The sequence below is a fragment of the Candidatus Sphingomonas phytovorans genome (assembly GCA_029202385.1).
Classification (GTDB): Bacteria; Pseudomonadota; Alphaproteobacteria; order Sphingomonadales; family Sphingomonadaceae; genus Sphingomonas; species Sphingomonas phytovorans.
Map to the genome: position 1 here is coordinate 1,511,427 of CP119314.1, position 25,854 is coordinate 1,537,280.

The 25,854-nt window shown below is 64.7% G+C and carries 23 protein-coding genes; 12 read left to right on the forward strand and 11 right to left on the reverse strand.

The annotated features are described in order from the left end of the window. Positions 1-3: 3 nt before the first annotated feature. The gene (rutB, locus tag P0Y59_06895; GenBank protein ID WEK01400.1) at positions 4-732 is read right to left on the reverse strand and encodes a pyrimidine utilization protein B; all 729 of its coding nucleotides are present in this window, start codon (positions 730-732) and stop codon (positions 4-6) included. A gap of 128 nt (positions 733-860) precedes the next feature. Between rutB and P0Y59_06900 the strand changes: the two genes are divergently transcribed. Further along, complete coding sequence (locus P0Y59_06900; GenBank protein ID WEK01401.1) at positions 861-1,532, forward strand: cyclic nucleotide-binding domain-containing protein; 672 nt, start codon at positions 861-863, stop codon at positions 1,530-1,532. 2 nt (positions 1,533-1,534) lie between these two features. On the opposite strand, the gene P0Y59_06905 is transcribed toward P0Y59_06900, so the two are convergent. Together P0Y59_06905 and dnaE are read right to left on the reverse strand one after the other, a co-directional pair. Continuing rightward, on the reverse strand, positions 1,535-3,142 hold the full coding sequence (locus P0Y59_06905; GenBank protein WEK01402.1) for a long-chain fatty acid--CoA ligase: 1,608 nt from the start codon (positions 3,140-3,142) through the stop codon (positions 1,535-1,537). Positions 3,143-3,329: 187 nt separating this feature from the next. Continuing rightward, complete coding sequence (gene dnaE, locus P0Y59_06910; GenBank protein ID WEK01403.1) at positions 3,330-6,851, reverse strand: DNA polymerase III subunit alpha; 3,522 nt, start codon at positions 6,849-6,851, stop codon at positions 3,330-3,332. Positions 6,852-7,052: 201 nt separating this feature from the next. Between dnaE and P0Y59_06915 the strand changes: the two genes are divergently transcribed. After that, positions 7,053-7,421, forward strand: a complete 369-nt coding sequence (locus P0Y59_06915) for a MarR family transcriptional regulator (GenBank protein WEK01404.1) — start codon at positions 7,053-7,055, stop codon at positions 7,419-7,421. A 41-nt stretch (positions 7,422-7,462) separates the two neighbouring features. Here P0Y59_06915 and P0Y59_06920 read toward each other — a convergent pair whose 3' ends face one another. The 4 genes from P0Y59_06920 to P0Y59_06935 form a co-directional block, all read right to left on the reverse strand. Then, positions 7,463-7,954, reverse strand: a complete 492-nt coding sequence (locus tag P0Y59_06920) for a glutathione peroxidase (GenBank protein ID WEK01405.1) — start codon at positions 7,952-7,954, stop codon at positions 7,463-7,465. A 76-nt stretch (positions 7,955-8,030) separates the two neighbouring features. Further along, complete coding sequence (locus P0Y59_06925) at positions 8,031-8,705, reverse strand: ABC transporter ATP-binding protein (GenBank protein WEK01406.1); 675 nt, start codon at positions 8,703-8,705, stop codon at positions 8,031-8,033. Beyond that, positions 8,698-9,948, reverse strand: a complete 1,251-nt coding sequence (locus tag P0Y59_06930; GenBank protein ID WEK01407.1) for a lipoprotein-releasing ABC transporter permease subunit — start codon at positions 9,946-9,948, stop codon at positions 8,698-8,700. The genes P0Y59_06925 and P0Y59_06930 overlap by 8 nt, the downstream gene beginning before the upstream one ends. Before the next feature lie 415 nt (positions 9,949-10,363). Continuing rightward, positions 10,364-12,847, reverse strand: a complete 2,484-nt coding sequence (locus P0Y59_06935) for a TonB-dependent receptor (protein ID WEK01408.1) — start codon at positions 12,845-12,847, stop codon at positions 10,364-10,366. A gap of 257 nt (positions 12,848-13,104) precedes the next feature. On the opposite strand from P0Y59_06935, the gene P0Y59_06940 reads away from it, so the two are divergent. Further along, positions 13,105-13,575, forward strand: coding sequence for an Hsp20 family protein (locus tag P0Y59_06940; GenBank protein ID WEK01409.1), 471 nt, complete (start codon positions 13,105-13,107; stop codon positions 13,573-13,575). Positions 13,576-13,708: 133 nt separating this feature from the next. Continuing rightward, complete coding sequence (locus tag P0Y59_06945; GenBank protein WEK01410.1) at positions 13,709-13,939, forward strand: hypothetical protein; 231 nt, start codon at positions 13,709-13,711, stop codon at positions 13,937-13,939. A gap of 37 nt (positions 13,940-13,976) precedes the next feature. Here the strand turns inward: P0Y59_06945 and P0Y59_06950 are convergent, their stop codons facing one another. Next, a complete protein-coding gene (locus tag P0Y59_06950) occupies positions 13,977-15,611 on the reverse strand; it encodes a CTP synthase (GenBank protein WEK01411.1) in 1,635 nt (544 codons plus the stop codon). An 88-nt stretch (positions 15,612-15,699) separates the two neighbouring features. Continuing rightward, complete coding sequence (secG, locus tag P0Y59_06955) at positions 15,700-16,059, reverse strand: preprotein translocase subunit SecG (protein ID WEK01412.1); 360 nt, start codon at positions 16,057-16,059, stop codon at positions 15,700-15,702. A 217-nt stretch (positions 16,060-16,276) separates the two neighbouring features. On the opposite strand from secG, the gene P0Y59_06960 reads away from it, so the two are divergent. The 8 genes from P0Y59_06960 to eda all read left to right on the forward strand — a co-directional run bounded on the left by P0Y59_06960 (position 16,277) and on the right by eda (position 23,558). Beyond that, complete coding sequence (locus P0Y59_06960; protein WEK02522.1) at positions 16,277-16,597, forward strand: MarR family transcriptional regulator; 321 nt, start codon at positions 16,277-16,279, stop codon at positions 16,595-16,597. A gap of 31 nt (positions 16,598-16,628) precedes the next feature. Further along, positions 16,629-16,907, forward strand: coding sequence for an SH3 domain-containing protein (locus P0Y59_06965; GenBank protein ID WEK02523.1), 279 nt, complete (start codon positions 16,629-16,631; stop codon positions 16,905-16,907). Further along, complete coding sequence (argC, locus tag P0Y59_06970) at positions 16,904-17,833, forward strand: N-acetyl-gamma-glutamyl-phosphate reductase (protein WEK01413.1); 930 nt, start codon at positions 16,904-16,906, stop codon at positions 17,831-17,833. The genes P0Y59_06965 and argC overlap by 4 nt, the downstream gene beginning before the upstream one ends. 85 nt (positions 17,834-17,918) lie before the next feature. Beyond that, positions 17,919-19,379: a glucose-6-phosphate dehydrogenase gene (zwf, locus tag P0Y59_06975; protein ID WEK01414.1), complete on the forward strand. Its 1,461-nt coding sequence runs from the start codon at positions 17,919-17,921 to the stop codon at positions 19,377-19,379. Between the two features lie 81 nt (positions 19,380-19,460). Beyond that, positions 19,461-20,171, forward strand: a complete 711-nt coding sequence (gene pgl / locus P0Y59_06980; GenBank protein ID WEK01415.1) for a 6-phosphogluconolactonase — start codon at positions 19,461-19,463, stop codon at positions 20,169-20,171. Further along, positions 20,168-21,985 (forward strand): phosphogluconate dehydratase, encoded by a 1,818-nt coding sequence (edd, locus tag P0Y59_06985; GenBank protein WEK01416.1) that lies wholly within the window; start codon positions 20,168-20,170, stop codon positions 21,983-21,985. Before pgl ends, edd begins: the two co-directional genes overlap by 4 nt. Positions 21,986-21,987: 2 nt before the next feature. Next, positions 21,988-22,956 (forward strand): glucokinase, encoded by a 969-nt coding sequence (glk, locus tag P0Y59_06990; protein ID WEK01417.1) that lies wholly within the window; start codon positions 21,988-21,990, stop codon positions 22,954-22,956. Beyond that, positions 22,953-23,558 carry a bifunctional 4-hydroxy-2-oxoglutarate aldolase/2-dehydro-3-deoxy-phosphogluconate aldolase gene (gene eda / locus P0Y59_06995; GenBank protein WEK01418.1) on the forward strand — a complete coding sequence of 202 codons (606 nt, stop codon included), beginning with the start codon at positions 22,953-22,955 and terminating at the stop codon, positions 23,556-23,558. Before glk ends, eda begins: the two co-directional genes overlap by 4 nt. Here the strand turns inward: eda and P0Y59_07000 are convergent. Both P0Y59_07000 and mltG read right to left on the reverse strand, forming a co-directional pair. Further along, positions 23,541-24,812, reverse strand: a complete 1,272-nt coding sequence (locus P0Y59_07000) for a hypothetical protein (protein WEK01419.1) — start codon at positions 24,810-24,812, stop codon at positions 23,541-23,543. The two genes, eda and P0Y59_07000, sit on opposite strands and share 18 nt — an antisense overlap. A gap of 71 nt (positions 24,813-24,883) precedes the next feature. Then, positions 24,884-25,852 (reverse strand): endolytic transglycosylase MltG, encoded by a 969-nt coding sequence (gene mltG / locus P0Y59_07005; GenBank protein ID WEK01420.1) that lies wholly within the window; start codon positions 25,850-25,852, stop codon positions 24,884-24,886. Positions 25,853-25,854: the final 2 nt, after the last annotated feature.

The following is a 25,854-nucleotide window of genomic DNA, read 5'->3' on the forward strand; positions in this document are numbered from 1 at the left end:
GCATTACTCCTTGGGGGCCTGGCCGAAGCTGCCGCAGAAATCGGCGACGGTGGAAACCCAGCCGAAGAATTTCTCGACATTGTAGACCGTCGCCTGCTGAATGAACTCCGGCCCCAGGTGATGTGTGGCATCCTCAAGCATCACGCCGAAATATTCGAGATGGAAACCGTCGCGCAGGGTCGATTCCACGCAGACATTGGTCGCGATGCCGACGAACACGATGTTGCGGATCCCCCTCGCGCGGAGCGTGCTGTCGAGTTGCGAATTGAAGAAGGCCGAATAGCGGGTCTTGTGCAGGCTGATGTCGCCCGGCTGCGGCTTCAGCGCCTCAACCAGTTCATAGTCCCATCCGCCGCGCGCGAGCAGCTTGCCGGCCAGTTCGGGGCGCTTGCGCATCGTCTTCAGCGCGTTGGACTTGTGCCAGTTGGGCGATCCCGGCCCACCCGCCTCGACATAATCGGGGTCCCAGCCATTCTGCAGGTAGATCACCTGCACGCCGGCGCGGCGCGCGGTGTCGAGCACGGTGGCGATCTTGCCGATGGTGCCGGCGGCGCCCGAAATGTCGAACCCCGCCTGATCGACATAGCCCCCCGGAGAGGCATAGGCATTCTGCATGTCGATCACGACAACGGCGGTCTCGCTCGGCGACAGGCGTAGTGCCTCGGGCCGGGCGGGCAGCGTCACCGCACCCGTCGCACTCCCCACTTCCACCGTCGTGCCCTCGTCCGCCACGCGCCAACTCCCTGAAACCAGCCGGGGAACTTGAACCAGTCGGGCTTCACCCGCAAGCCGGGCTTGTTCACCGCGCCTGCTTTGCCCATGATGCTGGTCGGGTCGCTTTCCAACGAGGGAGCGCACGCATGTTTTCAATGGACAATCTGGTTCTGCAGCTGGGCTACGCCCTGCTCGTCGTCGCGCTGCTGGCGCGAACGACCCGGCGAATGCGGATGCTGATCGCGGTTGCGGCGATCGCGATGCTGGCCGACGCGATCCTGCGGGCCGATCATGTGGCGGCCGGCCTGATGCTGGTCCTGCTCGCAATCTGGCTCGTCAAGCTTTGGCGAGACCGCCGGAAGGACAGGAGAATCCGCTTTACCCCGATGGAGGAGGTGATGCGCCGCACCTATCTCCACACGTTGCCGCGCGACGCGGCACGTGAGTTCATCGATCTCGGCCTGTGGCTGCGCGGCCGGGCCAATGACGTGCTGACAAGCGAGGGCGAGCCAATCGCCAATCTCTACTACCTGGTCAGCGGCGAAGCCCGGGCGACAATCCAGACGCGGGAGGTCGGCATCTGGCGCACCGGCGATCTGATCGGCGAGGCAACCATTTTGTCCGGTGACGACGCTACCGCCACCGTCACGCTGATTGGCCCCTGCACCTTCTGGTGCGCCTCGACGCCAACGCTGAGACGTTTCCTCAACGATCATGAGGGGCTGCGCAGCGCAATCGAACGAAGCTTCTCCAATGCCGTCAAGGACAAGCTGCACACTGTCAATCTCGCCCTTGCGGGGGCCGACCGCCCAGCCTGACGTCAGGCCGCCGCCAGTTTATAGTCCTTGAATCGCGCCCGCAACGCGGTCTTGAGCAGCTTGCCGGTCGCAGTGTGGGGCAGGTCGTCGACGAAGACGATCTCGTCGGGCAACCACCATTTAGCGACATGGCTGGCCAGATGCGCCGTGATCTCGGCCGGGGTCACTGCGCTGCCCGGCTTGCGGACCACCAGCAACAGCGGCCGTTCGTCCCATTTGGGATGATAGATACCGATCGCAGCGGCTTCGGCCACGCCCGGGCAGCCCATGGCGGCGTTCTCCAGATCGACCGAGCTGATCCATTCGCCGCCGGATTTGATCACGTCCTTCGCTCGATCGGTGATCTGCATCGTGCCGTCGGGATGGAGCACGGCCACATCGCCCGTGTCAAACCAGTTGTCGGCGTCCACCGCATCGGCATCGGCCTTGAAGTAACGCTTGACCACCCAGGGACCGCGGATCTGGAGGCGGCCCGAACTGAGCCCGTCACGCGGCAGCACGACATCGTCGTCATCCACGACGCGCAGTTCAACGCCGAACGGAATCTGCCCCTGTTTCGAGACATGATCGAGTTGCTCGGACAGGCTCATCTCGTCCCAATGCGCTGGCGGGAAGCCTGCCGTGCCGATCGGAGAGGTCTCCGTCATGCCCCAGAGATGCTTCACCGTCACGCCCATGCCCATGATCCGCTCGATCATCGCGCGCGGCGCAGCCGATCCGCCGATCGTGACCTGCTGCAGATATCTCGGCTCCTCGCCCGTCGCGTCCATATGCTGGAACATCGACAGCCAGACAGTCGGGACGCCCGCTGAATGGGTCACCTTCTCCTGGTTCATCAGCCGGCACAGGACGACGGCATCGTTGACCGCCGAATAGACGAACTTGGCGCCAGACAGCGCCCCGGCAAAGGGCAGGCCCCAGGCGGCGGCGTGGAACATCGGCACGATCGGCAGCACCACCGCGCGCGGCGACAGGTTGAACACCCAGGGCGCCACCTCCGCCATGGCGTGGATCATGGTCGAGCGGTGCTGGTAGAGGACGCCCTTCGGGTTCCCGGTCGTGCCGCTGGTATAGCAAAGCATGCAGGGATCGCGCTCGGGGCCCTCCACCCAGACATAATCGCCGTCTTCCCGCGCGATCAGCGCCTCGAAGCCGTCGGGCCGCTCCCCCTCTGACTCATCCGGGTCGAACACGACATAATGCTCGATGCTGGTCCATTGCGGCTTGAGCCGGTCGACAAGCGGCTGGAACACCCTGTCGTAGAAGAGCACGCGGTCGTCCGCATGGTTGGCGATGTAGACGAGCTGTTCGTCGAACAGCCGCGGGTTGATGGTGTGGATCACCCCACCCATGCCGATCGCGCCGTACCAGGCAACGAGGTGGCGGCTGTGATTCATCCCCAGGGTGGCAATACGATCGCCGGGCTTGCAGCCCATTTTTTCAAGAGCTTGTGACAGCTTCCTGGCGTCGCGTGCGATACCGGCCCAGTTGGTTCTGGTCTCCTTGCCATCGGCCCAGACGCTGACGAGTTCCCGGCTGCCATGCTCTCGCTCGGCATGCTCGAGCAGCCGCGGCACCCGCAACTCGAAATCCTGCATCCCACCCAACATTCAGCTCTCCCGCCTCGTTCTCGTGGCCCTTGTCGTCCGCTTTGCGCGTGTTTGTACAGCCCTGGCCTGTCTTGACCGGGCAGCTCAGAGGCCTCCGGTCGGCACGACCGTCATTGATATGTCGCGTATCGTCAAGCCGGACACGGATCGGCAATACATCGCGGCCACGGGAGCCTTTCCTTCCCGGTCAGCCGACAAGAGCCAGCTTGGTTTCGGAGGTTTTCAGGACCACGTTGCTCACCCCGGGCAGATGTTCGATCCGGGCGGCAAGCTCGCCGTCGAGCAGGAAATCCCGCCCCAGCAGCACGCGTGCCGCCCCGCCGTCAGGAAGCGCGGCATTGGCCCATACTTCGCCCCGTGCCCCGCGCACTTCAGCCAGCAACGCGCCGAGCGCCGCCATGGCCGCCGGCGTTTCCACCGACAGTTCGACCACGAAACGCGCCGTATTGGCGAGCGTCTCGAACGGCTGGATGCGCTTGATGCTCACGCGCGGACTGTCTTCGCCGGGCCGGCGGTCCAGTTCCACCGTGATCAACCCGCAGCCGCCATTCCGCGCTGCCTCCTCCAGGTCGGCTGCCACCCCATCGTCGAAGCAGGTGGCGATGAACTGGCCCGAGGGATCGGACAAGGTCGCCATCATGTACCGCTTGCCCCGGGCCGAGGTCCGCCACCGTGCGTCCTCGACCAGGGCCGCCATCGTCGCCCCGGCGCGCGTGCCGTCATCGGGAATGGAAAGTTCGCCCAGCGCGGCGTAGCTCCGCGCGCCGTGCATCTTGGCAAGGTGGGAATGACGATCGACCGGATGGGCCGAGAAATAGAAGCCGAAAGCCTCCTTCTCCTGGTCCATCCGCTGCGCGAGCGTCCAGCGCGCCGACAGCGGCAGCTTGATCGCCGGTTCGACCGCGTCCGCTGTACCGAACAGGCCACCTTGTCCGCTGGTGCGCATGTCATGGACCCGCGCGGCGGTCGCGAGGATCGTCTCGGCGGTCGCGAAGATACCCGCACGGTTCGGATCGATCGAATCGAACGCCCCCGCCGCCGCCAGCGTTTCGAGCTGGCGCTTGTTGAGCAGGCGCGGGTCAACGCGGCGGGCAAGCTCGTCAAGCGTGTCGAACGCCCCATTCTCGTCGCGCTCGGCAACGAGCTTCTCCATCGCGCCCTCGCCCACGCTCTTCAGCGCGGCGAGCGCGTAGCGCACTGCCAGACCGTCCTCGGTGCTCTCGACCGAGAATTCGGCCTCGCTACGGCTGATGTCAGGCGGCAGGCAGGCAACGCTCATGCGCCGCATGTCATCAGTGAAGACGCCAAGCTTGTCGGTCAGCGCCATGTCGAAACACATCGAGGCGGCGTAAAATTCCTCCGCATAGTGCGCCTTCAGCCACGCCGTCTGATAGGCGAGCAGGGCATAGGCGGCGGCGTGCGACTTGTTGAAGCCGTATCCGGCGAACTTGTCGATCAAGTCGAACAGTTCGTTCGCCTTGCCCGCCGGGATCTTGTTGACCGCAAGGCAGCCCTCGACGAACCCGGCGCGCTGCGCGTCCATCTCAGCCTTGATCTTCTTGCCCATCGCGCGACGCAGAAGGTCAGCCTGGCCCAGGCTATAGCCGGCCAGGATCTGCGCCGCCTGCATCACCTGTTCCTGATAGACGAAGATCCCGTAGGTTTCGGACAGGATTCCTGCGAGCAGGGGATGCGGATAGGTGATCTCCTCGCGCCCGTTCTTGCGGGCGCCGAAGCTCGGGATATTGTCCATCGGGCCGGGGCGGTAGAGCGAGACGAGCGCGATGATGTCGCCGAAATTGGAGGGGCGCACGGCCGCAAGCGTGCGTCGCATGCCTTCCGATTCGAGCTGGAACACGCCGACCGTGTCGCCCTTCTGGAGCAGCTTGTAGACGCCTTCGTCGTCCCATTCGAGGGCATCGAGATCGACGACGATGTTGCGGTTCGCGAGCAGGTCGATCGCCTTCTTGAGCACCGAAAGAGTCTTCAGGCCGAGAAAGTCGAACTTCACCAGGCCAGCGCCCTCGACATATTTCATGTCGAACTGGGTGACCGGCATATCCGATCGCGGATCGCGGTAGAGCGGGACGAGCTCGGCGAGCGGCCGGTCGCCAATCACCACGCCGGCGGCATGGGTCGAGCTATGGCGCGGCAGGCCCTCGAGCTTCATGGCGAGGTCGAGCAGATGCTTCACCCCACCGTCGCTCTTATATTCGGCGAGCAGTTCCGAGACGCCGTTCATCGCGCGCTCGAGGGTCCATGGATCGGTCGGATGATTCGGGATGAGCTTGGCGAGCCGATCGACCTGGCCATAGCTCATCTGAAGCACGCGCCCGGTGTCCTTGAGCACCGCGCGGGCCTTCAGCTTTCCGAAGGTGATGATCTGCGCCACCTGGTCGCGGCCATATTTCTCCTGGACGTAGCGGATCACCTCGCCACGCCGGGTTTCGCAGAAGTCGATGTCGAAGTCGGGCATCGATACGCGTTCCGGGTTGAGGAAACGTTCGAACAGCAGGCCGAGCTTCATCGGATCGAGATCGGTGATGGTCAGCGACCAGGCGACGACCGAACCAGCGCCCGATCCACGGCCCGGCCCGACCGGGATGTCATGGTCCTTCGCCCATTTGATGAAGTCGGCGACGATCAGGAAATAGCCTGGAAAGCCCATCTGGATGATGACGTCGAGTTCGAATTCCAGCCGCTTGCGGTAAGCGTCGCGCCAGTCCTCTTCTGCCACCGCCTCCCCGGCGACGACGGGAGCATGCGCCGAAAGCTCCTCGATCCGCTTGAGCCGCTTCTCAAGCCCCTCCCGCGCATCGTGACGCAGCGCCTCCGCCTCGGCCGCCGGATCGCCGGCAAGGCTGGGCAGGATCGGCTTGCGATATGGGGCCATCACCGCGCAGCGCTGCGCGACGACCAGGGTGTTGGCGATCGCCTCGGGCAGGTCCTCGAACAGCAGGCGCATGTCCTTGGCCGGCTTCATCCAAGCGTCGGGAGAACTGCGCGGGCGGTCCTCGCTCGCGATATAGGTCGAATTGGCGATGCACAGCATCGCGTCATGCGCATTGCCGAAATCCTGGTCGGCATAGCAACAGGGGTTGGTCGCCACGATCGGCAGGTCGCGCGCATAAGCGAGGTCGAGCAGCCCGGCCTCCGCCCTGCCCTCGATCTCGTCGAGCCGGCGGACCAGCTCGATATAGAGCCTGTCGCCGAACAGGTGTTGGAGGCGATCGGCATAGGCCATCGCCCGTTCCGTCTGTCCTTCCGCGATCAACCGGGTCAACCCGCCCTCGCCGCCGGCGGTCAGCGCGATCAGCCCATCGGTCCTGCCTTCGAGCGTGGCGAAATCGACGTGCGGCGACAATTCGAGCGGCCGATCGAGGTGCGCGCGAGACACGAGCGCGCAGAGATTCTGATAGCCGGTCTCGTCCTGCGCGTAGAGTGCGATCCAGTCGACCGGCGCTTCGATGCCGTCGGGCATATCCGGTCGCGCGATCCCAAGCATCGTGCCGATGATCGGCTGCACCCCAGACGATTTGCAGGCATCCGAATAGGCCATCGCCGCATAAAGGCCGTTGCGGTCAGTCAAGGCCGCGGCAGGAAACCCCAGTTCCTGCACGCGCTTGGCGATCGCCTTGGGTTCGATCGCGCCATCGAGCATCGTGTAGGACGAAAAGATACGTAGAGGCACGAAAGCTGAATGCGGCATTCAACGACTATGGGTGCCCAGGCCGATTCGGGAAAGCCTTGTGCGCCGGATTAGCTGTGGATTGCGATCCATGTCATGACAATGTAAATGGTTGTCATGACATTAACTATCCACAAAGAAGCCGATCGCGTCTGTTTTTGGCATGATCGCGTATCGCAAGCGCTGCAAGGCGATCTTGAGCGCCGGTTCGCGGCATTCGGCGTGACGCCGTCGCAATACCGCCTGCTCGCCGCACTGGCGCGGCATGATGCGAATACCGTCAGGGGCCTTGCTTCCTCCCTGCGGCTCGACGGCGCGGCGGTCACGCGTCTTGCCGACCGGCTTCAGGCCAAGGGCCTGGTGGTGCGTGCCGCCGATCCGACTGATGGTCGATCAGTGCGGCTCTCGCTCAGCGAAGCGGGTGCCGATCTGGTGCCGCTGCTCGACGCCGAGGCGAGCGCGCATGAACGCGCCTGGTTCGGATCGCTCAGCTTCGCCGAATTGCGCCAGTACAAGCTCACCCTGGCCAAGCTGCTCCAGCGTGCGGGTGACGGACCTGATGAGGTCTGGTTGCGACGGGAACTTTATTGAAGCCGATCCTCCCTGAAGGCCGGCTTCAGCAGAATACCCGTTCAGCCCTGATGCTGAAGCAGCTTCTCGATGTCGGCCTCGATGTCCTCAGGCTTGGTGGTCGGTGCGTAGCGCGCGACCGTCTTGCCGCTGCGATCGACCAGGAACTTGGTGAAGTTCCACTTGATCGAGGTCGACCCCAACAGGCCTGGCGCGTCCTTCTTCAGCTGCTCGAACAGGGGATCGGCATTCGACCCGTTGACTTCGATCTTGGCGAAGACCGGGAAGGTGACATCATAGGTCAGCGTGCAGAAACTGGCGATCTCGGCCGCGTCGCCAGGCTCCTGTGCCCCGAACTGGTTGCATGGGAAGCCGAGCACCTCGAAGCCGCGATCCGCATATTTCCGGTGCAGCGCCTCAAGCCCTTCATATTGCGGCGTGAAACCGCATTTGGAGGCTGTGTTGACGATCAGCAGCACCTGGCCGGCATAAGCGGAGAGGTCCGCCACGCCACCGTCAGCCGCCTTGACGCTCATTTCAGTGATCGCGGTCATGCCCTTCTCCCCTGTTGTCGCATCAGGAGATAGTCGAGTTCGCCGCGTAGCGCGAGCAACACTCGCACCTGGACGTTCAGGCAAGCCGCCCCTCGTGCAGCCGCACCACCCGGTCCATCTTGAGCGCCATTCGCTCGTTGTGAGTCGCCACCAGCGCCGCCGACCCTTCGCCGCGCACGAGCCGCAGGAATTCGGCAAGCACCACATCCGCGGTCGCTTCGTCGAGATTGCCCGTCGGCTCGTCCGCCAGCACCAGTGCAGGCTTGTTGGCCAGCGCGCGTGCCACCGCGACCCGCTGCTGCTCGCCGCCCGAAAGCTGGCTGGGCCGATGCGTCAACCGATGACCGAGCCCGAGCGCGGTCAGCAACGACTGCGCCCGATCATCGGCATCGGCACGGCTGCGATCGCGGATAAGCTGGGGCAGCACGACATTCTCGGTCGCGTTGAAATCCGGCAGCAGGTGATGGAATTGATAGACGAAGCCGAGATAGTCGCGGCGCACCATCGTCCGGCCATGCGCGTCGAGTTGCGCCGCTTCTTCCCCGGCAATGCGGATCGATCCGCCGAACCCGCCCTCGAGCAGGCCGACCGCCTGGAGCAGCGTCGACTTGCCCGATCCAGACGGGCCGAGCAGGGCGACGATCTCCCCCTGCCCAACCGCCAGGTCGACACCGCGCAATACTTCGATCGTCGAGCCGCCCTGGGTGAAGCTGCGTGTCAGGCCCGAAACAGCGAGAACCGGATTACTCATAGCGCAACACCTGCACGGGATCGGTGCTCGCCGCCTTGAACGCCGGATAGAGCGTGGCGAGGAAGGTAAGCAGGAAAGCGATCAGTACGATCGCGATCATCTCGAACGGATCGGTCTTTGACGGCAGGATCGTCAGGTAGCGGATCGTGGGATCCCACAGATTCTGCCCGCTGATCCACTGGACGAAATCGACCACATTCTGGCGGAAGACGAGGAAGGTGAAGCCAAGCACTAACCCCGCAAGGATGCCCAGCACGCCGATCGTCGTGCCCACCGTCATGAAGATCCGGATCATCCCAGTCCGCGTCGCCCCCATGGTGCGCAGGATCGCGATGTCGCGCGTCTTCGCCCGCACCAGCATGATCAGCGACGAGGCGATGTTGAATGCGGCGACCAGGATGATGATGCACAGCACGCAGAACATCACCACCCGCTCGATCGCCAGCGCCTCGAACAATTGAGCGTTCATCTGCCGCCAGTCGGCGATCACCGCCCTGCCCGCGACCTTGTCGGCAAGGGGCGCGAGAATTCTCCCCACCCGGTCGGCATCGGCCGTCTGAAGCTCGACCATGCCCACCGAATCGCCCATCATCAGCAGGGTCTGGGCATCCGGCATCGGCATGACGACATAGGCCTTGTCATAGTCATAGACGCCGATCTCGAAGATGGCGCCGACCGTGTAGGAGACGATGCGCGGCACCGTGCCGAAAGGGGTGGTCTGCCCCTGCGGGCTGATCAGCGAAATCTCGCTGCCGACCTGTGCGCCCAGCGCCTCGGCCAGCTTCGATCCGATCGCGATCCTGCCGCTGCCGTCGGTGAGACTGGCGAGCGATCCCATCACCACCTTCGAATTGATCGTCGCGTTGCGGCGGATATCCTCCACCCGCATGCCGCGGACCAGCACGGCCTCGACCCGGCCGTTATAGCTCGTCATCAGCGGTTGCTCGATCAGCGGCGTCGCGCTGGTCACACCGGGCGTCGCCTTTGCCAGGTCGACGACGCGGCGCCAGTCGGGAAGCTCGCCGCCAATGCCCTGCACCACCGCATGGCCATTCAGCCCGACGATCTTGTCGAACAGCTCGGCCCGAAAGCCGTTCATCACGCTCATCACGATCACCAGCGCGGCGACGCCGAGCATGACGGCGCCGAGGCTGAAACCGGCGACGAGCAGGATGAAAGCCTCGCCCTTGCCCGGCAGCAGATAGCGGCGGGCGATCATGCGTTCATAGCGCGACAGGATCATGATGTTCGGAACAACCCGTCCGTGTAAGATCGACTCGCTCTAGGCTGCACATGCGCGGCTGGCAACTGAAGCCGCGTGTTGCGCAATCGCCACAGGGTCGCCGCAATCCGCCCCACCCTGCCACATTCCCGGTGACAAAGCGCGGGGTCGATCCTAGCGTTGGGCCACTGAGACACAGGCAACGGCCGTGGTTCGGGGAATGCTTTCAGTTCCGCCCATCAGGGTGTGTAGCGGAAGCGGGACAAGGGGGCTGACGAGCAGTCGTCACGCAGGCGCCCGGGCTGGAAACGGCCCGGGCGTTTGGTTTTTCAAAAAACCGCGATCTTTGCTTCCGGCCAATGGCAGCCCATCAAAAAATGGCATTGGTGCTGGCCGCAACCCCGGCGCGCGCCGGAGTTGCGGTCCTGCGAAACCGTCAGAAGGATTTGCTGATGGTGCCCCCGAAAGTGCGCGGGTCACCGGGCTGGCCGACGATCAGGCCGGTGCTGCCCGACTGAGTCGACAACAGTTCGAAATAATCGCGGTTGAAGGCGTTGCGGACCCAGGCGAAGACGTTGAAGTCATTCTTGCGATAGCCCAGGCGGAAGTTCGACAACGAACCTCCCTCGATCCAGGTATAGGCCGAGGGCGACGGGTTTGACGAGAAACGCGAGCGATAACTGCCGTCGTAGCCGACATAGACCTCGCCGCCCGACCCGCCGACCGGCACATTATATTCGCCGCCGAACGAGAAGGACCATTTGGAGATGCCCGGCAGACGCTGACCCGAGATATCGCAGACCACGGGGCTCAGGGCGCCGGGTACCCCGGCGGCCCCAGGTGTACCGGTCGTCACGGTACCGCCGGAAAGCTCGGGCGGGCACGGTGCGTTCGTGAACTTCTGATAGATCGCGTCGGTGTAAGCACCGTTCACATAGAGGTTGAGGCGCTTGCTTGGCCGGAAGCTCGAGTCGAACTCGAACCCGCGGGACCGCACCTTGCCGGCATTGGCCAGATAGCCCCGGATCACGGTGAGCTGCCCGTTGTTCACCGTCGCCTGATAGTCGGAGATTTCGGTCCAGAAGCCAGCAAGGTTCAGCGTCACCCGGCGATCGAGGAATTGCGTCTTCAGGCCCAATTCGAACGCATCGACCTTTTCGGGCTTAACCGTCTGCGTCGTCAGATCGACGGCAGTGCCGAGAGCGTTGAGCGGCAGGCCGGACAGGTTGATGCCGCCCGACTTGAAGCTTTTCGAATAAGTCGCGTAGCCGTGTACGTCGTGGGAGAAGTCATAGGAGGCAGTGATGTCACCCGACACATTCCAGGCGCTGAAGCGAGGTGCGTAGCTCTGCGGCGCCAGCGTCGCAGCCTGGTCCGCATTGAGCGTCGTGCTACCATTTCCGGTAGTAACAACAGAAAGATACGAGCCACTCTTCTTATCGTAGTTGAGACGCAGGCCGGGCTGAATGTGAAAGCCGTCAGCGGCTTCCCAGTTGAGCTTGCCGAACACCGCGAAGCTCGTGTTGTCGAAACTGATCGTGTTGGTCGATGTCAGGCCGTTCAGAACCGCGGGGTTGCAGGCATTCGCCGTTGGCGTGGCGCAGCCGCTCGAGCCGACCGGCACGTTGCCGGGGTTGAGCAGCCAGCGGCTCGCCGCCGAGCCCTGCACCTGCGACCCCTGAGTATTGATCGTCTGATGGAAGAAGAAGGCACCGACGGTATATTGGAGCTTGTTCGAGCCGTTCGAAGCAAGGCGGATTTCCTGCGACACCTGCTTCTGCTGCGACGGATTCTGCGACACCGTCGTGATCGGCAGGCCGATAAAGTCGCGGTCGTTCTGCGGCTGCCAGTCCCAATAGCGCCACGCGCTGACCGAGGTCAGCGTCGCGAAGCCGACATCCCAGTTGGCGACCAGCGACACCCCGCCGATTTCCTGCCGGGACTTGATGCTCGCATCGAGATCGGTGACTCTATCGAACGGATTCTTGCTGGGCGGGGAATAACCGAAAGCGGCCGCGAGCGCGTCATATTGGCGATTGAGCGGCCGTTGGGTACGGCCGACACGCGCATAATATTGCACGCAGCAATCCGGGCTCTGCACATTGAAGTCGCCTGACAAGGTCAGGTCGAGTGTATCGGTCGCTTTCCACAGCAATGCGCCGCGCAGACCCAGGTTGCGCTGGCGATGCAGATATTTGTCGCTGGTAACATCGTAGATCGTCCCCTTACGCGTGGTCGCGGATGCCGACAGGCGCAAAGCGAGATTGTCGGCCAGCGGGCCCGAGGCAGAAGCCTTGGCCTGGACGAAGTCGTAATTGCCGCCGCTCACTTCGACCCTGGCTTCCGGCGAGAAGCTGGGTGCACGGGTGGTGATGTTGAGCGCGCCCGCCGTGGTGTTCTTGCCGTACAGCGTACCCTGCGGGCCGCGCAGCACCTCGACTCGCTCGACATCGACGAAGTCGAAGGTCGAGGCACCGATCCGGCCGATATAGACGCCGTCGACATAGAAGCCGACGCCTTGCTCAATGCCGTCATTGGTAAGGCCGAACGGCGCGCCCAGACCACGGATGTTGATCGCCGAGTTGCGCGGATTGCTCGAATAGAATTGCAGCGACGGCAGCTGCTGCTGAAGCCGGTTGACGTTGAATGCGCCGCTCTTCTGCAATTCCTCGCCACCGATCACTGACAGGGCGATCGGCACTTCCTGCACACGCTCCGTACGCCGGCGCGCCGTGACGACGATGTCGCCGGCTCCGCCGGATTTCTCCGCAGCCTCATCCTCCGGTGCCTCATCGGCCACAGGCGTCGTGACTGCAGCGGTCGCAGCAACCGCTGACGCCGCACCCGCATCAGTGATCACCACCGTCTGGGAGGCGAGCGCAGTCTGGGCAAGCAACAACATGGGCAGAGTGGCGAGCATTGATATCCCCTTTGGGCTCGTTGGTCCGAGTCGACACTATAATTCCCATCTAATCGCTATGGTTTCACCCCCGGAAGAACTTGCCGAGCGCAAAGCTGAACTTTCGCCCGCGGAAATCAGCCGTTTCACCTCTTGAACCGGCGACGGAACGCCCCAGATCTGCGGTGCGCGGTGCCGATCGGGCCGCGTGAAGACCGGGTGTCGCGCCGTAGCGGGCACCCATGACGACCATCTCGCTTTGAATTGAGGAGACTCACATGCGTCAGTTTGATTTGACCCCTTATCGCCGCTCCACCATCGGCTTCGACCGCCTGTTCGATATGCTCGAAGCCAGCGCGCGCCAGTCGGCGGTGGACAATTACCCCCCTTTCAACCTCGAGCGTCTCGCGGAAGACCGTTACCGGATCACTCTTGCCGTGGCCGGCTTCGGTCGCGACGAGATCGAGATCACCGCTCAGCAGAACCTGCTTCAGGTGAAGGGCAACAAGGCCGAGAAGGAAGGCGGCACGGCCAATTTCCTGCATCTTGGCATCGCCAACCGCAGTTTCGAGCGCCGCTTCGAGCTGGCCGATTTCGTCCGTGTCGACGATGCGCGGCTCAATGACGGTCTGCTGACGATCGAACTCGTCCGCGAGGTGCCTGAGGCGATGAAGCCCAAGACGGTCGCCATCAAGACGGGCGCGCCACTCGCCGCGGTCGACGACGGCAGGGACAGCGAAGCGGCATAAGAGCCGTCGCCACTCCAGGCAGCAAGGGCGTCCGGACCATTCCGTCCGGGCGCCCCTTTTTTGTCACATCCCGGAACCCTTGATCCAGATCAACGTTTTAGCGTGAACAGGCTTTGTTCCACGGGGGCTTCAGATGAGAGGGCGAATCGAATCCGTCGAACCGCCGGTCGATCCGGCGCTGCTGGCAATCCCGCAGCCGGAAATGACGCTGGCGGAAAGTCCCGAGGTGGCCACGCTGCACAGGCTGGCCGAACGGTGCCGCCGGCTGGCGACCACCGTCGGGGACCGCCATACCGTCGAAACCCTCATCACCATGGCTCAGGAATATGAGGCCCAGGCCGACCTGGCCGATACGTCTCACTAACGGACGGCTCGCGCTCCGGCCCGTGGATTAGCCGTTCCTAGACCAGCCGCGATTGTCTTACCGCCGCTCCGATGAAGCTCGCGAACAGCGGATGCGGATCGAACGGTTTAGACTTCAGTTCCGGGTGGAACTGCACGCCGACGAACCAGGGATGATCGGGCCGCTCGACGATTTCCGGCAGCATCCCGTCTGGCGACATGCCCGAAAAGACCAGCCCGCCCTTTTCCAGCGCGTCGCGATAGCCGGTATTGACCTCATAGCGATGCCGGTGCCGCTCCGAGATATCGGTCGCGTCGTAGATCGAGGCGACCACGCTGTTGCCATCGAGCTTCGCGTCATAGGCACCGAGCCGCATCGTGCCGCCCAGATCGCCGCCTTCCTCGCGCTTTTCGATACCGGCCCCGGTCATCCATTCGGTGATCATGCCGACGACCGGCTCATCGGTCGGGCCGAACTCCGTCGAGCTTGCATCCTTGATGTCGGCCAAATTCCGCGCACCCTCGACACAGGCCATCTGCATGCCGAAGCAGATTCCGAAATAGGGGATTTCCCGCTCGCGCGCGAACCGGACGCTGGCGATCTTGCCCTCGGCACCGCGTTCGCCGAACGCACCAGGAACCAGGATCGCGTTCATCGGCTCGAGCTTGGCCGCGATGTCATTGTCCTCGGACTCGAACAGCTCGGCGTCGATCCACTCGATGTTGACCTTGACCCGGTTGGCGATGCCGCCATGCACCAGCGCTTCGTTCAGCGACTTGTACGCGTCCTGCAGCCCGACATATTTGCCGACCACGCCGACCGTGACCTCGCCCTCCGGATTGGTGAGGCGATCGACGATGTCGGACCAGCGCGACAGGTCAGGCGCCGGGCCGGGCTCGATGTCGAAGGCCCGAAGCACCTCGGCGTCCAGCCCTTCGGCGTGATATTGCATCGGCACGGCGTAGATGCTTTTCGCGTCGAGCGCCGGGATCACCGCTTCCTTGCGGACGTTGCAGAACAGGGCGATCTTGGCCCGGTCGCTGGCCGGAAGCGGCTGCTCGCACCGACAGACCAGCACGTCGGGCTGGACGCCAAGCGCCGCAAGCTCGCGCACTGAATGCTGGGTCGGCTTTGTCTTCAACTCGCCCGCCGCCGCGATGTACGGCACCAGGGTGACATGGATGCTGACCGACTGGCCACGGCCAAGATCGTTCCTGAGCTGACGGATCGCCTCGATGAACGGCAGCGATTCGATATCGCCGACGGTGCCGCCGATCTCGCACAGCACGAAGTCGAGATCGTCGGTCTCGGCCTGCGCGAATTCCTTGATCGCGTCGGTGACGTGGGGGATCACCTGTACGGTCGCGCCGAGATAGTCGCCGCGGCGTTCCCGCGTGATGATCTGCTGATAGATGCGGCCGGAGGTGATGTTGTCCGACTGGCGCGAGGCGACGCCGGTGAACCGCTCATAATGGCCGAGATCGAGATCGGTCTCTGCCCCGTCGTCGGTCACATAGACTTCGCCATGCTGATAGGGCGACATCGTGCCGGGATCGACGTTCAGATAGGGGTCGAACTTGCGGATGCGCACGCGATACCCGCGCGCCTGCAGGAGAGCCGCAAGGCTCGCCGCCATCAAACCTTTACCGAGCGAGGAGACCACGCCGCCGGTGATAAAAATAAACCGCGCCATGGGAGAAAAGGCCTAGCGTCAACATGGGTCGCGCGACAAGCGCGCGACTCCACTTCCGTTACAAAAAAATGCGAAAGGGGGCCCGCGCTTACTGCGCGAGCGGGACCGCGCTGTTGCTGGCAGGTGCCGGTGCGGTCGTAGGTTGCGCCGCCGGTGGCGGCGGCAGGACACCGGCCGCGGCAGGAGGCGTCCTGGCCAGGGTCGGATCGATCTTCGCGGTGTTGTGGCCCATCGAGGCAATCACCGCGAGCACGATCGCCAGTCCGACGAACAAAGACGCCAGTATCGAGGTGGCGCGAGTCAGGAAATCCGCCGCGCCCCGCGCCGACATCAGACCGGAGGGGCTGCCGCCCATGCCAAGCCCGCCGCCTTCCGAGCGCTGCATCAGGATCACGGTCACCAGGCTGGCGGCGATGATCGCATGGACGACGAGAAGGAACTTGAACATGAACGGGCGCAACCTGTGGCTTGGGAAGGCGGGCACATAGGCGAGCGAAGGCTCGCGATCAACCGCAACCGGAAACAGGCAGGCCGGACATTTCGTTTCCGCACTGAAACCAGTGGCGATTATGAACGTTATAAGTCTGGTGCCCCAACGTGCGGGGCCTGGGCAAATGTGGAATTTCTTCGTGGCCACTCTTCCTGATCGATCGCTTGGCGGCTGGATGCGGACGCTGGTGGATTATGTGAGGTCGGGCGAGCCCGACCTGACCAACCGGCAGATGGCGTTGTTGCTGGTGGTATATCTCAATCCCGGTCCCCATACTGTGCGTGGACTCGCGCGTGTGCTGAACGTTTCGAAGCCGGTAGTGACGCGCGCCTTGAACAGGCTCGGTTCGCTCGGCTATCTGCGCCGACAGCGTGACGAAACCGACAAGCGCAACATATTCGTCGCGCGCACGTCTGAAGGGGCAGAATTTCTTGAAGAGTTTGGCCAGTTTATCGGTGATGCCGAACAGCCAGTCCACCAGCGGGCCTCAGCGTAGGAGCTTCGCGCTTCTCGGGCCGTCCGCCGTTCTGGATCCGTTGCACGACGCCGTCAGGCGCGATGTCGCTGACATCCGCCTCGCCGACCGCGTGTTCGCCCCGCACTACGCCGCCCCCATGCCGCGTCGAATCGCGATTCAGGCGTCGCTTCTCGCAACCAGTGCCGGCGATGCGGCGATCCTGGCCGTGCTTCGTCCCGGCGATATCTTCGAGGTGCTTGATATCGCCGGCGGCAAGGCCTGGGGCATTGCGGTGGCGCAGAAACTGGTAGGCTATATCGACTCAGCCGCGCTGGAGCCCACGCAATGACGGTGAAGGTCTTTATCGATGGCGCCGCCGGGACGACCGGCCTGGAGATTGGCGACCGGCTGAGCGGTCGCGACGATATCGAGCTGCTGACGTTGAGCGAATCGCGCCGCAAGGACGCGAAGGCCCGGGCGAAGCTGCTCAACGATGCCGATTTCGTCATTCTCTGCCTGCCCGACGATGCCGCGCGCGAAGCGGTCACGTTGATCGAGAACAGCCACACCCGGGTGATCGACGCCTCGACGGCCCACCGTGTCGGCGAAGGCTGGACTTATGGCTTTCCGGAGCTCGAGCCCGGCCAGATGGCAGCGATCGCCGAGGCGCCGCGCGTTTCCAATCCCGGTTGCTATCCGACCGGATTCCTCGCGCTCGTCCGACCGCTGGTGCGTGCGGGACTGATCCCGGTCGACTGGCCGATCTCGGTCAATGCAGTCTCCGGCTATTCGGGTGGCGGCAAGTCGATGATCGCCGAGTTCGAAGGGCCCAACCCGCCACCCGCAGCGCGCCCCTATGCGCTGGGCCTGGCGCACAAGCATGTGCCCGAGATGCAGAAGCATGCCCGGCTTGAGCATCTGCCGATCTTCACGCCTTCAGTCGTCAACACCTATCGCGGCATGATCGTCGAGGTGCCGCTGCCGCTCCACATGTTCGTGCGGCGCCCGACGCTCGTGGCCTGCGAGACGGTCCTGCGCGAGGCCTATAAGGATTCGCCGATCGTCCGGGTGGTGGAGGCTGATGCCGATACCGTGGCGATCGAGGACGATGCCGGCACTGACCGGCTGACCCTTCGCGTCTGCGGCAATGCCGAGACCGGTCAGGCTCGCCTGATCGCGACGCTGGACAATCTCGGCAAGGGCGCCGCCGGGGCAGCCGTCCAGAACCTCAACATCATGGCCGGATTCGACCCCGTCGCCGGATTGGCGCTTTAATCAGCCGGGCCGACTGCGTATTCACCTTGGCCCGGCGCGTCCGCGTCTGTTAGGCGCATCGGCTACACGGCCATCAGGAGACATTATGCGCGATCCGGTAGGCAAGCTTCTGCTGTTCGGCGCGACGGGAGACCTCGCGCAACGCATGTTGCTGCCGTCACTCTACGGGCTTCACGCCGACGGGCTCCTGCCCGCCGGCCTGACCATCACGGGTACGGCCCGGTCCGACCATGACGATGCGAGCTATCGCAAGTTCGCGAAGCACGCCCTTGACGAGTTCCTTCCCGAGGATCGCAAGGACGAGAAGGCGGTCAAGAGCTTCCTGGAGCGCATCGGCTATCAGGCGCTCGATGCGACCGACCTCACCCATTATGATCTACTGGCGAAGAAGGTGGGCGACGTCTCGGACGGCCTCGCCATCTTCCTGTCGACCGCGCCGTCGCTGTTCGAGCCGGTGATCCGCGGGCTCGAATCGGCTGGGCTGGCCGGAGACACCGTTCGCATCGGCCTTGAAAAGCCGCTCGGCTACGACCTGGCGTCGAGTCGGGAGATCAACGACACGGTCGCGAGCGCCTTTCCGGAGAACCGGACTTTCCGGATCGACCATTATCTCGGCAAGGAGACGGTCCAGAACATCCTGGCGCTCCGGTTCGGCAACAGCTTTTTCGAGCCGGTGTGGAACGCGCAGGGCATCGACAATATCCAGATCACGATCTCGGAGACGGTCGGGCTGGAGGATCGCGCCGGTTATTACGATACGGCCGGCGCGTTGCGCGACATGGTCGCCAACCACATGCTGCAGCTTCTCGCGTTGATCGCGATGGAGCCCCCTGCCCGTTTCGACGGCACGGCCATCCGCGACGAGAAAGCGAAAGTGTTCCGTTCGCTCCGCAAGATGAAGCCCGAGGAAGTGCCCCACGCCACCGTGACGGGCCAATATACCCAGGGCGCGGTCAATGGCGAGATCGTGAAGGGCTATATCGAGGAGCTGGGCAAGCCTTCGACCACCGAGACCTTCGTCGCGATCAAGGCGCATGTCGACAACTGGCGCTGGCAGGGTGTTCCCTTCTATCTCCGCACCGGCAAGCGCATGCCCAATCGGCACTCCGAGATCGCGATCCAGTTCAAGGCGGTGCCGCATTCGATGTTCGCCAGCCGCGGCGGGCTGCTCCAGCCCAACATGCTGGTCATCCGCCTCCAGCCCGAGGAATATATCCAGCTGCTGGTGATGGCCAAGGAACCTGGCCTCGACCGCGACGGCATCCGTCTGCGCGAGGTGCCGTTGAACCTGAGCCTCGACGCGGAATTCGCCGGCACGCGCCGCCGCATCGCCTATGAGCGGCTGCTGCTCGACCTGATTGAGGGCGATCCGACCTTGTTCGTCCGCCGCGACGAGGTAGAGGCGCAGTGGGAGTGGATCGACGCGATCCGCGCTGGGTGGACCGCCAATGACGTGAAGCCCAAAAGCTATGGCTCGGGCACCTGGGGCCCTTCCGCGGCAATCGCGCTGACCGAGCGCGACGGGGTGACCTGGCAGGACGATTGAGCGACCAGACGATCTTGCACCCGTTCGTGTCGAGCTTGTCGACACGGTTCTCGGGACGAACGCCAAATATTAGGACGAAGCATGAGCGAAGAAATCGAATGGTGGGATTATGACGACGCGGCCGAGATGGCTGCTGCCGTCGCGGGCGATATCGGCTTCGTGATCGAAAGCGCGATCGATGCGCGCGGCGGGTGCGTCATCGCGCTTGCAGGCGGCAAGACGCCGCTGCCGATCTACGAGAAGCTTGCCGCGACCAAGCTCGACTGGAAGCGCGTGACGATCATCCCGACCGACGAGCGCATCGTGCCGCTCGGCGATCCGCTGTCCAACATCACCGCGATCGGCAAGGCGTTCCTGCCCAAGGGCGCGCGCGTGATCCCGATCGTGAGCGAGGCGGCGAAGGACTATCGCGCGGCCGGCAAGGCAGCCGATTCGCGGCTCGCCGACCATCACTGGCCGCTCGACCTCTGCCTGCTCGGCGTCGGCGAGGACGGGCATACCGCCTCGATCTTCCCCGGCCCCGACTATGAGGAAGCCATTGCCGGTCCGCGCGAGCGCCGCGCGCTCGGCGTCATGCCCGATCCCCTGCCCGCCGATGCGCCCGTCGCACGGATCACGCTGAGCCGCGCCGCGATCGTCTCCGCCAAGGCGCTGATGATCGCCGTCACCGGCGACAAGAAGCGCAAGGTGATCGAGCAGGCGATCAGGCAGGGCCCGTCCTCCTCCTACCCGATCGGGCGCGTGCTCGCCGACGCTGAACTGCCGGTCGACATCCATTGGAGCCCCGCATGACGCTTCATGCCGATGTGAGCGCGGTCACCGACCGGATCATTACCCGGTCGAAGCCGACCCGCGACGCCTATCTGGCGCTGATCCGGCGCGAGCGCGACAATCATGTCGACCGCCCCGCCCTCGGCTGCGCCAACCTCGCGCACGGCTATGCCGGCACCGAGGAGGACCGCGAGACGATGAAGGCGGGCGGCCGAATGAACATCGGCATCGTCACCTCGTACAACGATATGCTCTCGGCCCACGCGACCTATTATCGCTATCCCGAGCAGATGAAGGTCTGGGCGCGCGAAGCCGGGGCCACCGCACAGGTGGCGGGCGGTGTGCCGGCGATGTGCGACGGGGTGACCCAGGGCTATGCCGGCATGGAATTGTCGCTGTTCAGCCGCGACACCATCGCTCTGTCGACCGCCGTGGCGCTCAGCCACGGCATGTTCGAGGGCGCGGCGCTGCTCGGCATCTGCGACAAGATCGTGCCTGGCCTGCTGATGGGCGCGCTTCGCTTCGGCCACCTGCCGATGGTCCTGGTCCCCGGCGGGCCGATGCGGTCGGGCCTGCCCAACAAGGAAAAGGCCGCCGTCCGCGAGCAGTTCGCCGAAGGCAAGGCGACGCGCGAGGACCTGCTCGACGCTGAGATCGCCGCCTATCATTCAAAGGGCACCTGCACCTTCTACGGCACGGCCAATTCGAACCAGATGATGATGGAGGTGATGGGCCTTCACATGCCCGGTGCCGCCTTCGCGAATCCTGGCACTAAGCTGCGCCAGGAACTGACTCGCGCCGCGGTCCATCAACTGGCGAAGATCGGCTGGAGCGGTGACGATTATCGCCCGCTGGGCGAATGCGTCGATGAAAAGGCGATCGTGAACGCGGCGATCGGCCTGCTCGCCACGGGCGGATCGACCAATCACCTGATCCATCTCCCCGCCATCGCGGCGGCGGCGGGAATCGTGATCGACTGGGAGGATTTCGACCGCCTGTCGCGCGCCGTGCCGCTGATCGCGCGCGTCTATCCCAACGGCTCGGCCGATGTGAACGGCTTCGAGGATGCTGGCGGCATGGCCTATGTCATCCGCGAGTTGCTTGACGCGGGCATGCTCCATCGGGACTTGATGACGGTCGCCGGGGATGACATGACAACGTACGCCAAGCGCCCGACCATCAAGGACGAGGCGCTGGTATGGGGGGATGTCGGTGCCAGCGGCGACGAGACGATTCTGCGCCCGGCCGCCGCGCCCTTCGCGCCCGAGGGCGGTTTCCGCATCCTCACCGGCAATCTCGGCCGGGCCTGCATCAAGGTGAGCGCGGTGGAGCGGGATCGCTGGACGGTCGAGGCGCCATGCCGGGTCTTTGCCGACCAGCTGGAGGTGCAGGCCGCCTTCAAGGCAGGCGAGCTCGAACGCGATGTCGTGGTGGTCGTGCGTTTCCAGGGCCCCCGCGCCAACGGCATGCCGGAACTGCACAAGCTCACCCCGCCGCTCGGCGTGCTGCAGAATCGCGGCTTCCGCGTTGCGCTCGTCACTGACGGGCGCATGTCCGGCGCCAGCGGCAAGGTGCCCTGTGCGATCCATTGCTCGCCTGAGGCGCTTGGCGAGGGCCCGCTCGCGAAGCTGCGCGACGGCGACATCATCCGCATGTCGGCCGACACCGGCGAACTGGTCGCGCTGGTCGACCCCGGGGAATGGGCCGCGAGGCCCTTCGCCGAAGCACCGGCCGCCGCCCAGGGGATGGGCCGCGAGCTTTTCGCCATGTTCCGCAGCGGCGCCAATGAAGCAGAAAAGGGCGCGTCAGCGATGCTCGCCGCAATGGGATGGTAGGAATGGAAGTCGTCGCAGTCGATATCGGTGGGACTCACATCCGTTTCGCCATCGCCGAGGTCGCGGAAGGCCGTGTGGTCTCGCTCGGCCAGCCCGCGACCTTGAAGACCGCCGAATATGCCAGCCTGCAGACTGCCTGGCAGGCGTTCGGCGCGTCCCTCGATCGCCCCATGCCTCGCGCGGCGGCCATCGCCGTGGCGTCGCCGGTCGGCGGCGACCTGATCAAGCTGACCAACAATCCGTGGATCATCCGCCCGGCGCTGGTGCGCGAGCGCCTCGAGGTGGACGAGTTCGTCCTGATCAACGATTTCGGCGCGGTCGGCCATGCCGCGGCACAGATGCATGACGACAGTTTCCTGCATCTCTGCGGCCCCGACGAGCCCTTCACGACGCACGGCGTGATCACGGTCTGCGGTCCGGGCACCGGGCTCGGCGTCGCCTATATCCTGCGCGCGCCGAACGGTTATCACGTCGTCGAGACGGAAGGCGGCCATGTCGACTTCTCCCCGCTCGACGAGATCGAGGATGCGATGCTCAAGCGGCTGCGCAAGACCTATACCCGCGTCTCGACTGAACGGATCGTCGCCGGCCCCGGCATCGTCACCATCTACGAAACGCTGGCCGAGATCGAGGGCCGCGCGGTACAGCGGCTCGACGACAAGGCGATCTGGACCGAGGCGCTCGACGGCGAGGACAGCCTCGCGCTTGCCGCGCTCGATCGCTTCTGCCTCAGCCTGGGCGCGGTGGCGGGGGATCTGGCACTGGCGCAGGGCGCCAAGGGCGTGGTCATCGCCGGTGGACTGGGTCTCCGGCTCAAGGATCATCTTGCCCGATCGGGCTTTGCCGAACGATTTGCCGCAAAAGGGCGTTTCCGTACGATGCTTGAGGCGATACCGGTCAAGCTCATCACTCACCCCCAGCCCGGCCTGTTCGGCGCCGCGGCCGCCTTTGCCCAGGAGCATGCCCGATGAGCGGTATCGAAACGATCATGCGGACGAGCGCCGTGATCCCCGTGCTGGTGATCGAGGATGCGGCGACGGCGCGCCCGCTCGCGGAGGCGCTGGTCGCCGGCGGGCTCAAGGTGCTTGAGGTGACGATGCGCACCGCCGCCGCGCTCGACGCGATCCGCGAGATGAAGCAGGTGCCCGGCGCGATCGTCGGTGCCGGCACCGTCGTCTCGACCGAACAGTTCGAGCAGGTGATGGACGCTGGCGCCGAGTTCATCGTCTCACCCGGCCTTACCGAGCGGCTCGCCACGCCGATCGTCGACAGCGGCGTGCCCTATCTGCCGGGGATCGCGACTGCCGGCGACATCATGCGGGGGCTCGATCTCGGGCTCGAACATTTCAAGTTCTTCCCCGCCGAGACGTCAGGCGGCCTCAAGGCGTTGAAAGCGCTCGCCGCGCCCTTCTATCAGTGCAAATTCTGCCCGACCGGCGGCATCACTGAAGCAAGCGCGCCCGACTGGCTGTCGTTCGGCCCCGTGCTGTGCGTCGGCGGAAGCTGGGTGACGGGCGGGACGATGGCCGAGGTCGAGGCGAAGGCGCGCGCCGCGTCAGGCCTGCGGGGCTGAGACCGGCCGGGCGACCGGCTGGTCCTTCACCCAGTCGGGCGCCCGCGTCAGGACAGCGTCGACGATCGTCCATAGCAGGGCAGCGTCACGCACCGCCACCGCGACCAGGATCTCGGTCTGCCCAGTGGCAGGCCAGGCGCCTTCCATCCCGGCGAACATCCAGAACTCGGCAAAATAGGCGAGCATGTCACCGACGATGAACAGCACGACCGGCCAGAGCCGGCGCGACGTCACCAGCATCAGCGGCAGGATCCACAGGTCGAATTGCGGCGAATAGACCTTGTTGACGAGCAGGAACCACGCGACGACCGGGGTGAACAGCACCCAGAGATGAAGCCAGTGCCGCCGGGCGCCGGTCGCGACGATCGCTGCGGCCCCGGCCAGGAACAGGATGGCCGACCACAGGTTGCGCTGTTCGATCGTCGTCTGGAGCAGGTTGAACTGGCCCGCCAGTTCCCACAGGGACCCGGCAGTACTCCCCCGGCTGCTGGAGAAAAGGTAGAATTCAAGCCAGTTCGCGCGCGCGAATATCGCGGCGGGCAGGTTGACGGCGCCCCAGGCGACGACGGCAGCCGCGATCAGGATCGCCACCGTATGAATCCTGCGCTGGATCAGCGGACGAAGCCCGAGCAGGGGAAGCAACAGCAGCGGAAAGAGCTTGGCGGCGCCTCCGAGCGCGGCAAGCCCCGCCGCATAGGTCAGCCGCCCGCGCTGCGCCAGCGCCACCGCGCCGACCGCCAGCGCGATCGCGAGGATGTCCCAGTTATGCCCGATATAAAGGATCAGCGGCGGGGCCAGCGCCCAGCACCACAGGCGCGATCGCGCCAGCCCCATCGACCATAGAAGCCAGGTTACCAGCAGGGCGATCCCCGTGTTGACCAGCGCGACGACGAAAAGGAAATTCGGCGCGGAAGCCGCACGGCCGAACACTCCGGCGGTGACGCGCCCGTCGAGATAGATCAGCCCGCCGGTGAGCACTGGATATTCCATCCGCGCCTCGAAATAGGGCAGCTTGCCCGCTGCGATCTCCCGCCCGCCCCAGAAGGGCATCGCATCCGAATAACAGCCAGTCGTATATTGCTCGGATGCGGTCCAGCCGCCGTCGTCGAAGGTGCAATGCGCCTTGAACAGCCAGCCGAGACTGCAGGTGAGGAAGGTCGCGATCAGCAGCGCGACGAGCAGGCGATCCGGCCGGGCGATACGAAGGCGCCGCGAGGCGGTCGCGACGTCAGCCGTGCCGGAATTGATTGTCACGATCTGCCCCCGACTGCCCTGCTCCCCTTATCGCCGTGAGCGATCGGGGAAAAGGCACGGTTGCACCGCCCCTACATTTCGCCGCGCGACTTCCTGATCGCGTACCATTTCTGCACGTTCGCATTGTGCTGCTCGAGCGTGTCGGCGAACACATGGCCACCCGTTCCGTCGGCGACGAAATACAGGGCGCTTGACTGTTCGGGGTCAAGCACCGCGTCGATCGAGGCCCGGCCGGGATTGCAGATCGGGCCGGCGGGAAGCCCGGTCATCGCATAGGTGTTGTATCCGTTGTTCGCCTGCAGTTCGGATCGCAGGATGCGGCGACCGAGCGGCAGCCCCTTGGTGACCGGATAGATCACCGTCGGGTCGGCCTGGAGCATCATCCCGCGCTTCAGCCGGTTGGAATAGACGGCGGCGACCATCCGCCGTTCACTCGGCTTGCCGGTTTCCTTCTCGACGATCGACGCGAGGATCAGCGCGTCGCGCGGGGTCGTCACCGCGATGCCCGGCTTCCGCTTTTCCCAGGCCGCAGCGAGGTAGCGGGTCATCGCACCCTGCATGCGCTCGATCATGAACGCCTTGGTATAGCCTCGCTCGAAACTGTAGCTGTCGGGCAGCACGGTCCCCTCGCCCGGCACCGGCGCTGTCCCTTCGAGCCCCGGAGTCTTGTCCAGCGCCTTCTTGACCATCACCGAGGGCCAGCCCTCGGGGATCGTCACGAAGCGTTGCAGCGTCTTGCCGCCTTGCAGGACCTTGAGGATATCGGCCTGGCTGAGATGCGGCGGCAGCCGGTATTCCCCGGCCTTGATCGGCGCATCGGAGCCAAGGAAGCGCGCGAACAGCCGGAACTGGCTCGCCGAGCCGATCGCCCCGGCCTTTTCGAGCTGAACCGACGCGGTCGCGAGGCTGGTGCCCGACGCGATCTGGACGCTGGTGGTACGCTTCAGCGGCCCCGGCCCGGCCCAATATTGCAGCCCGATAAAAGCTGCCCCGATCGCCGCAAGGACGACGAGCAGGCCGAAGCACCCAAGCTTGCGCATGG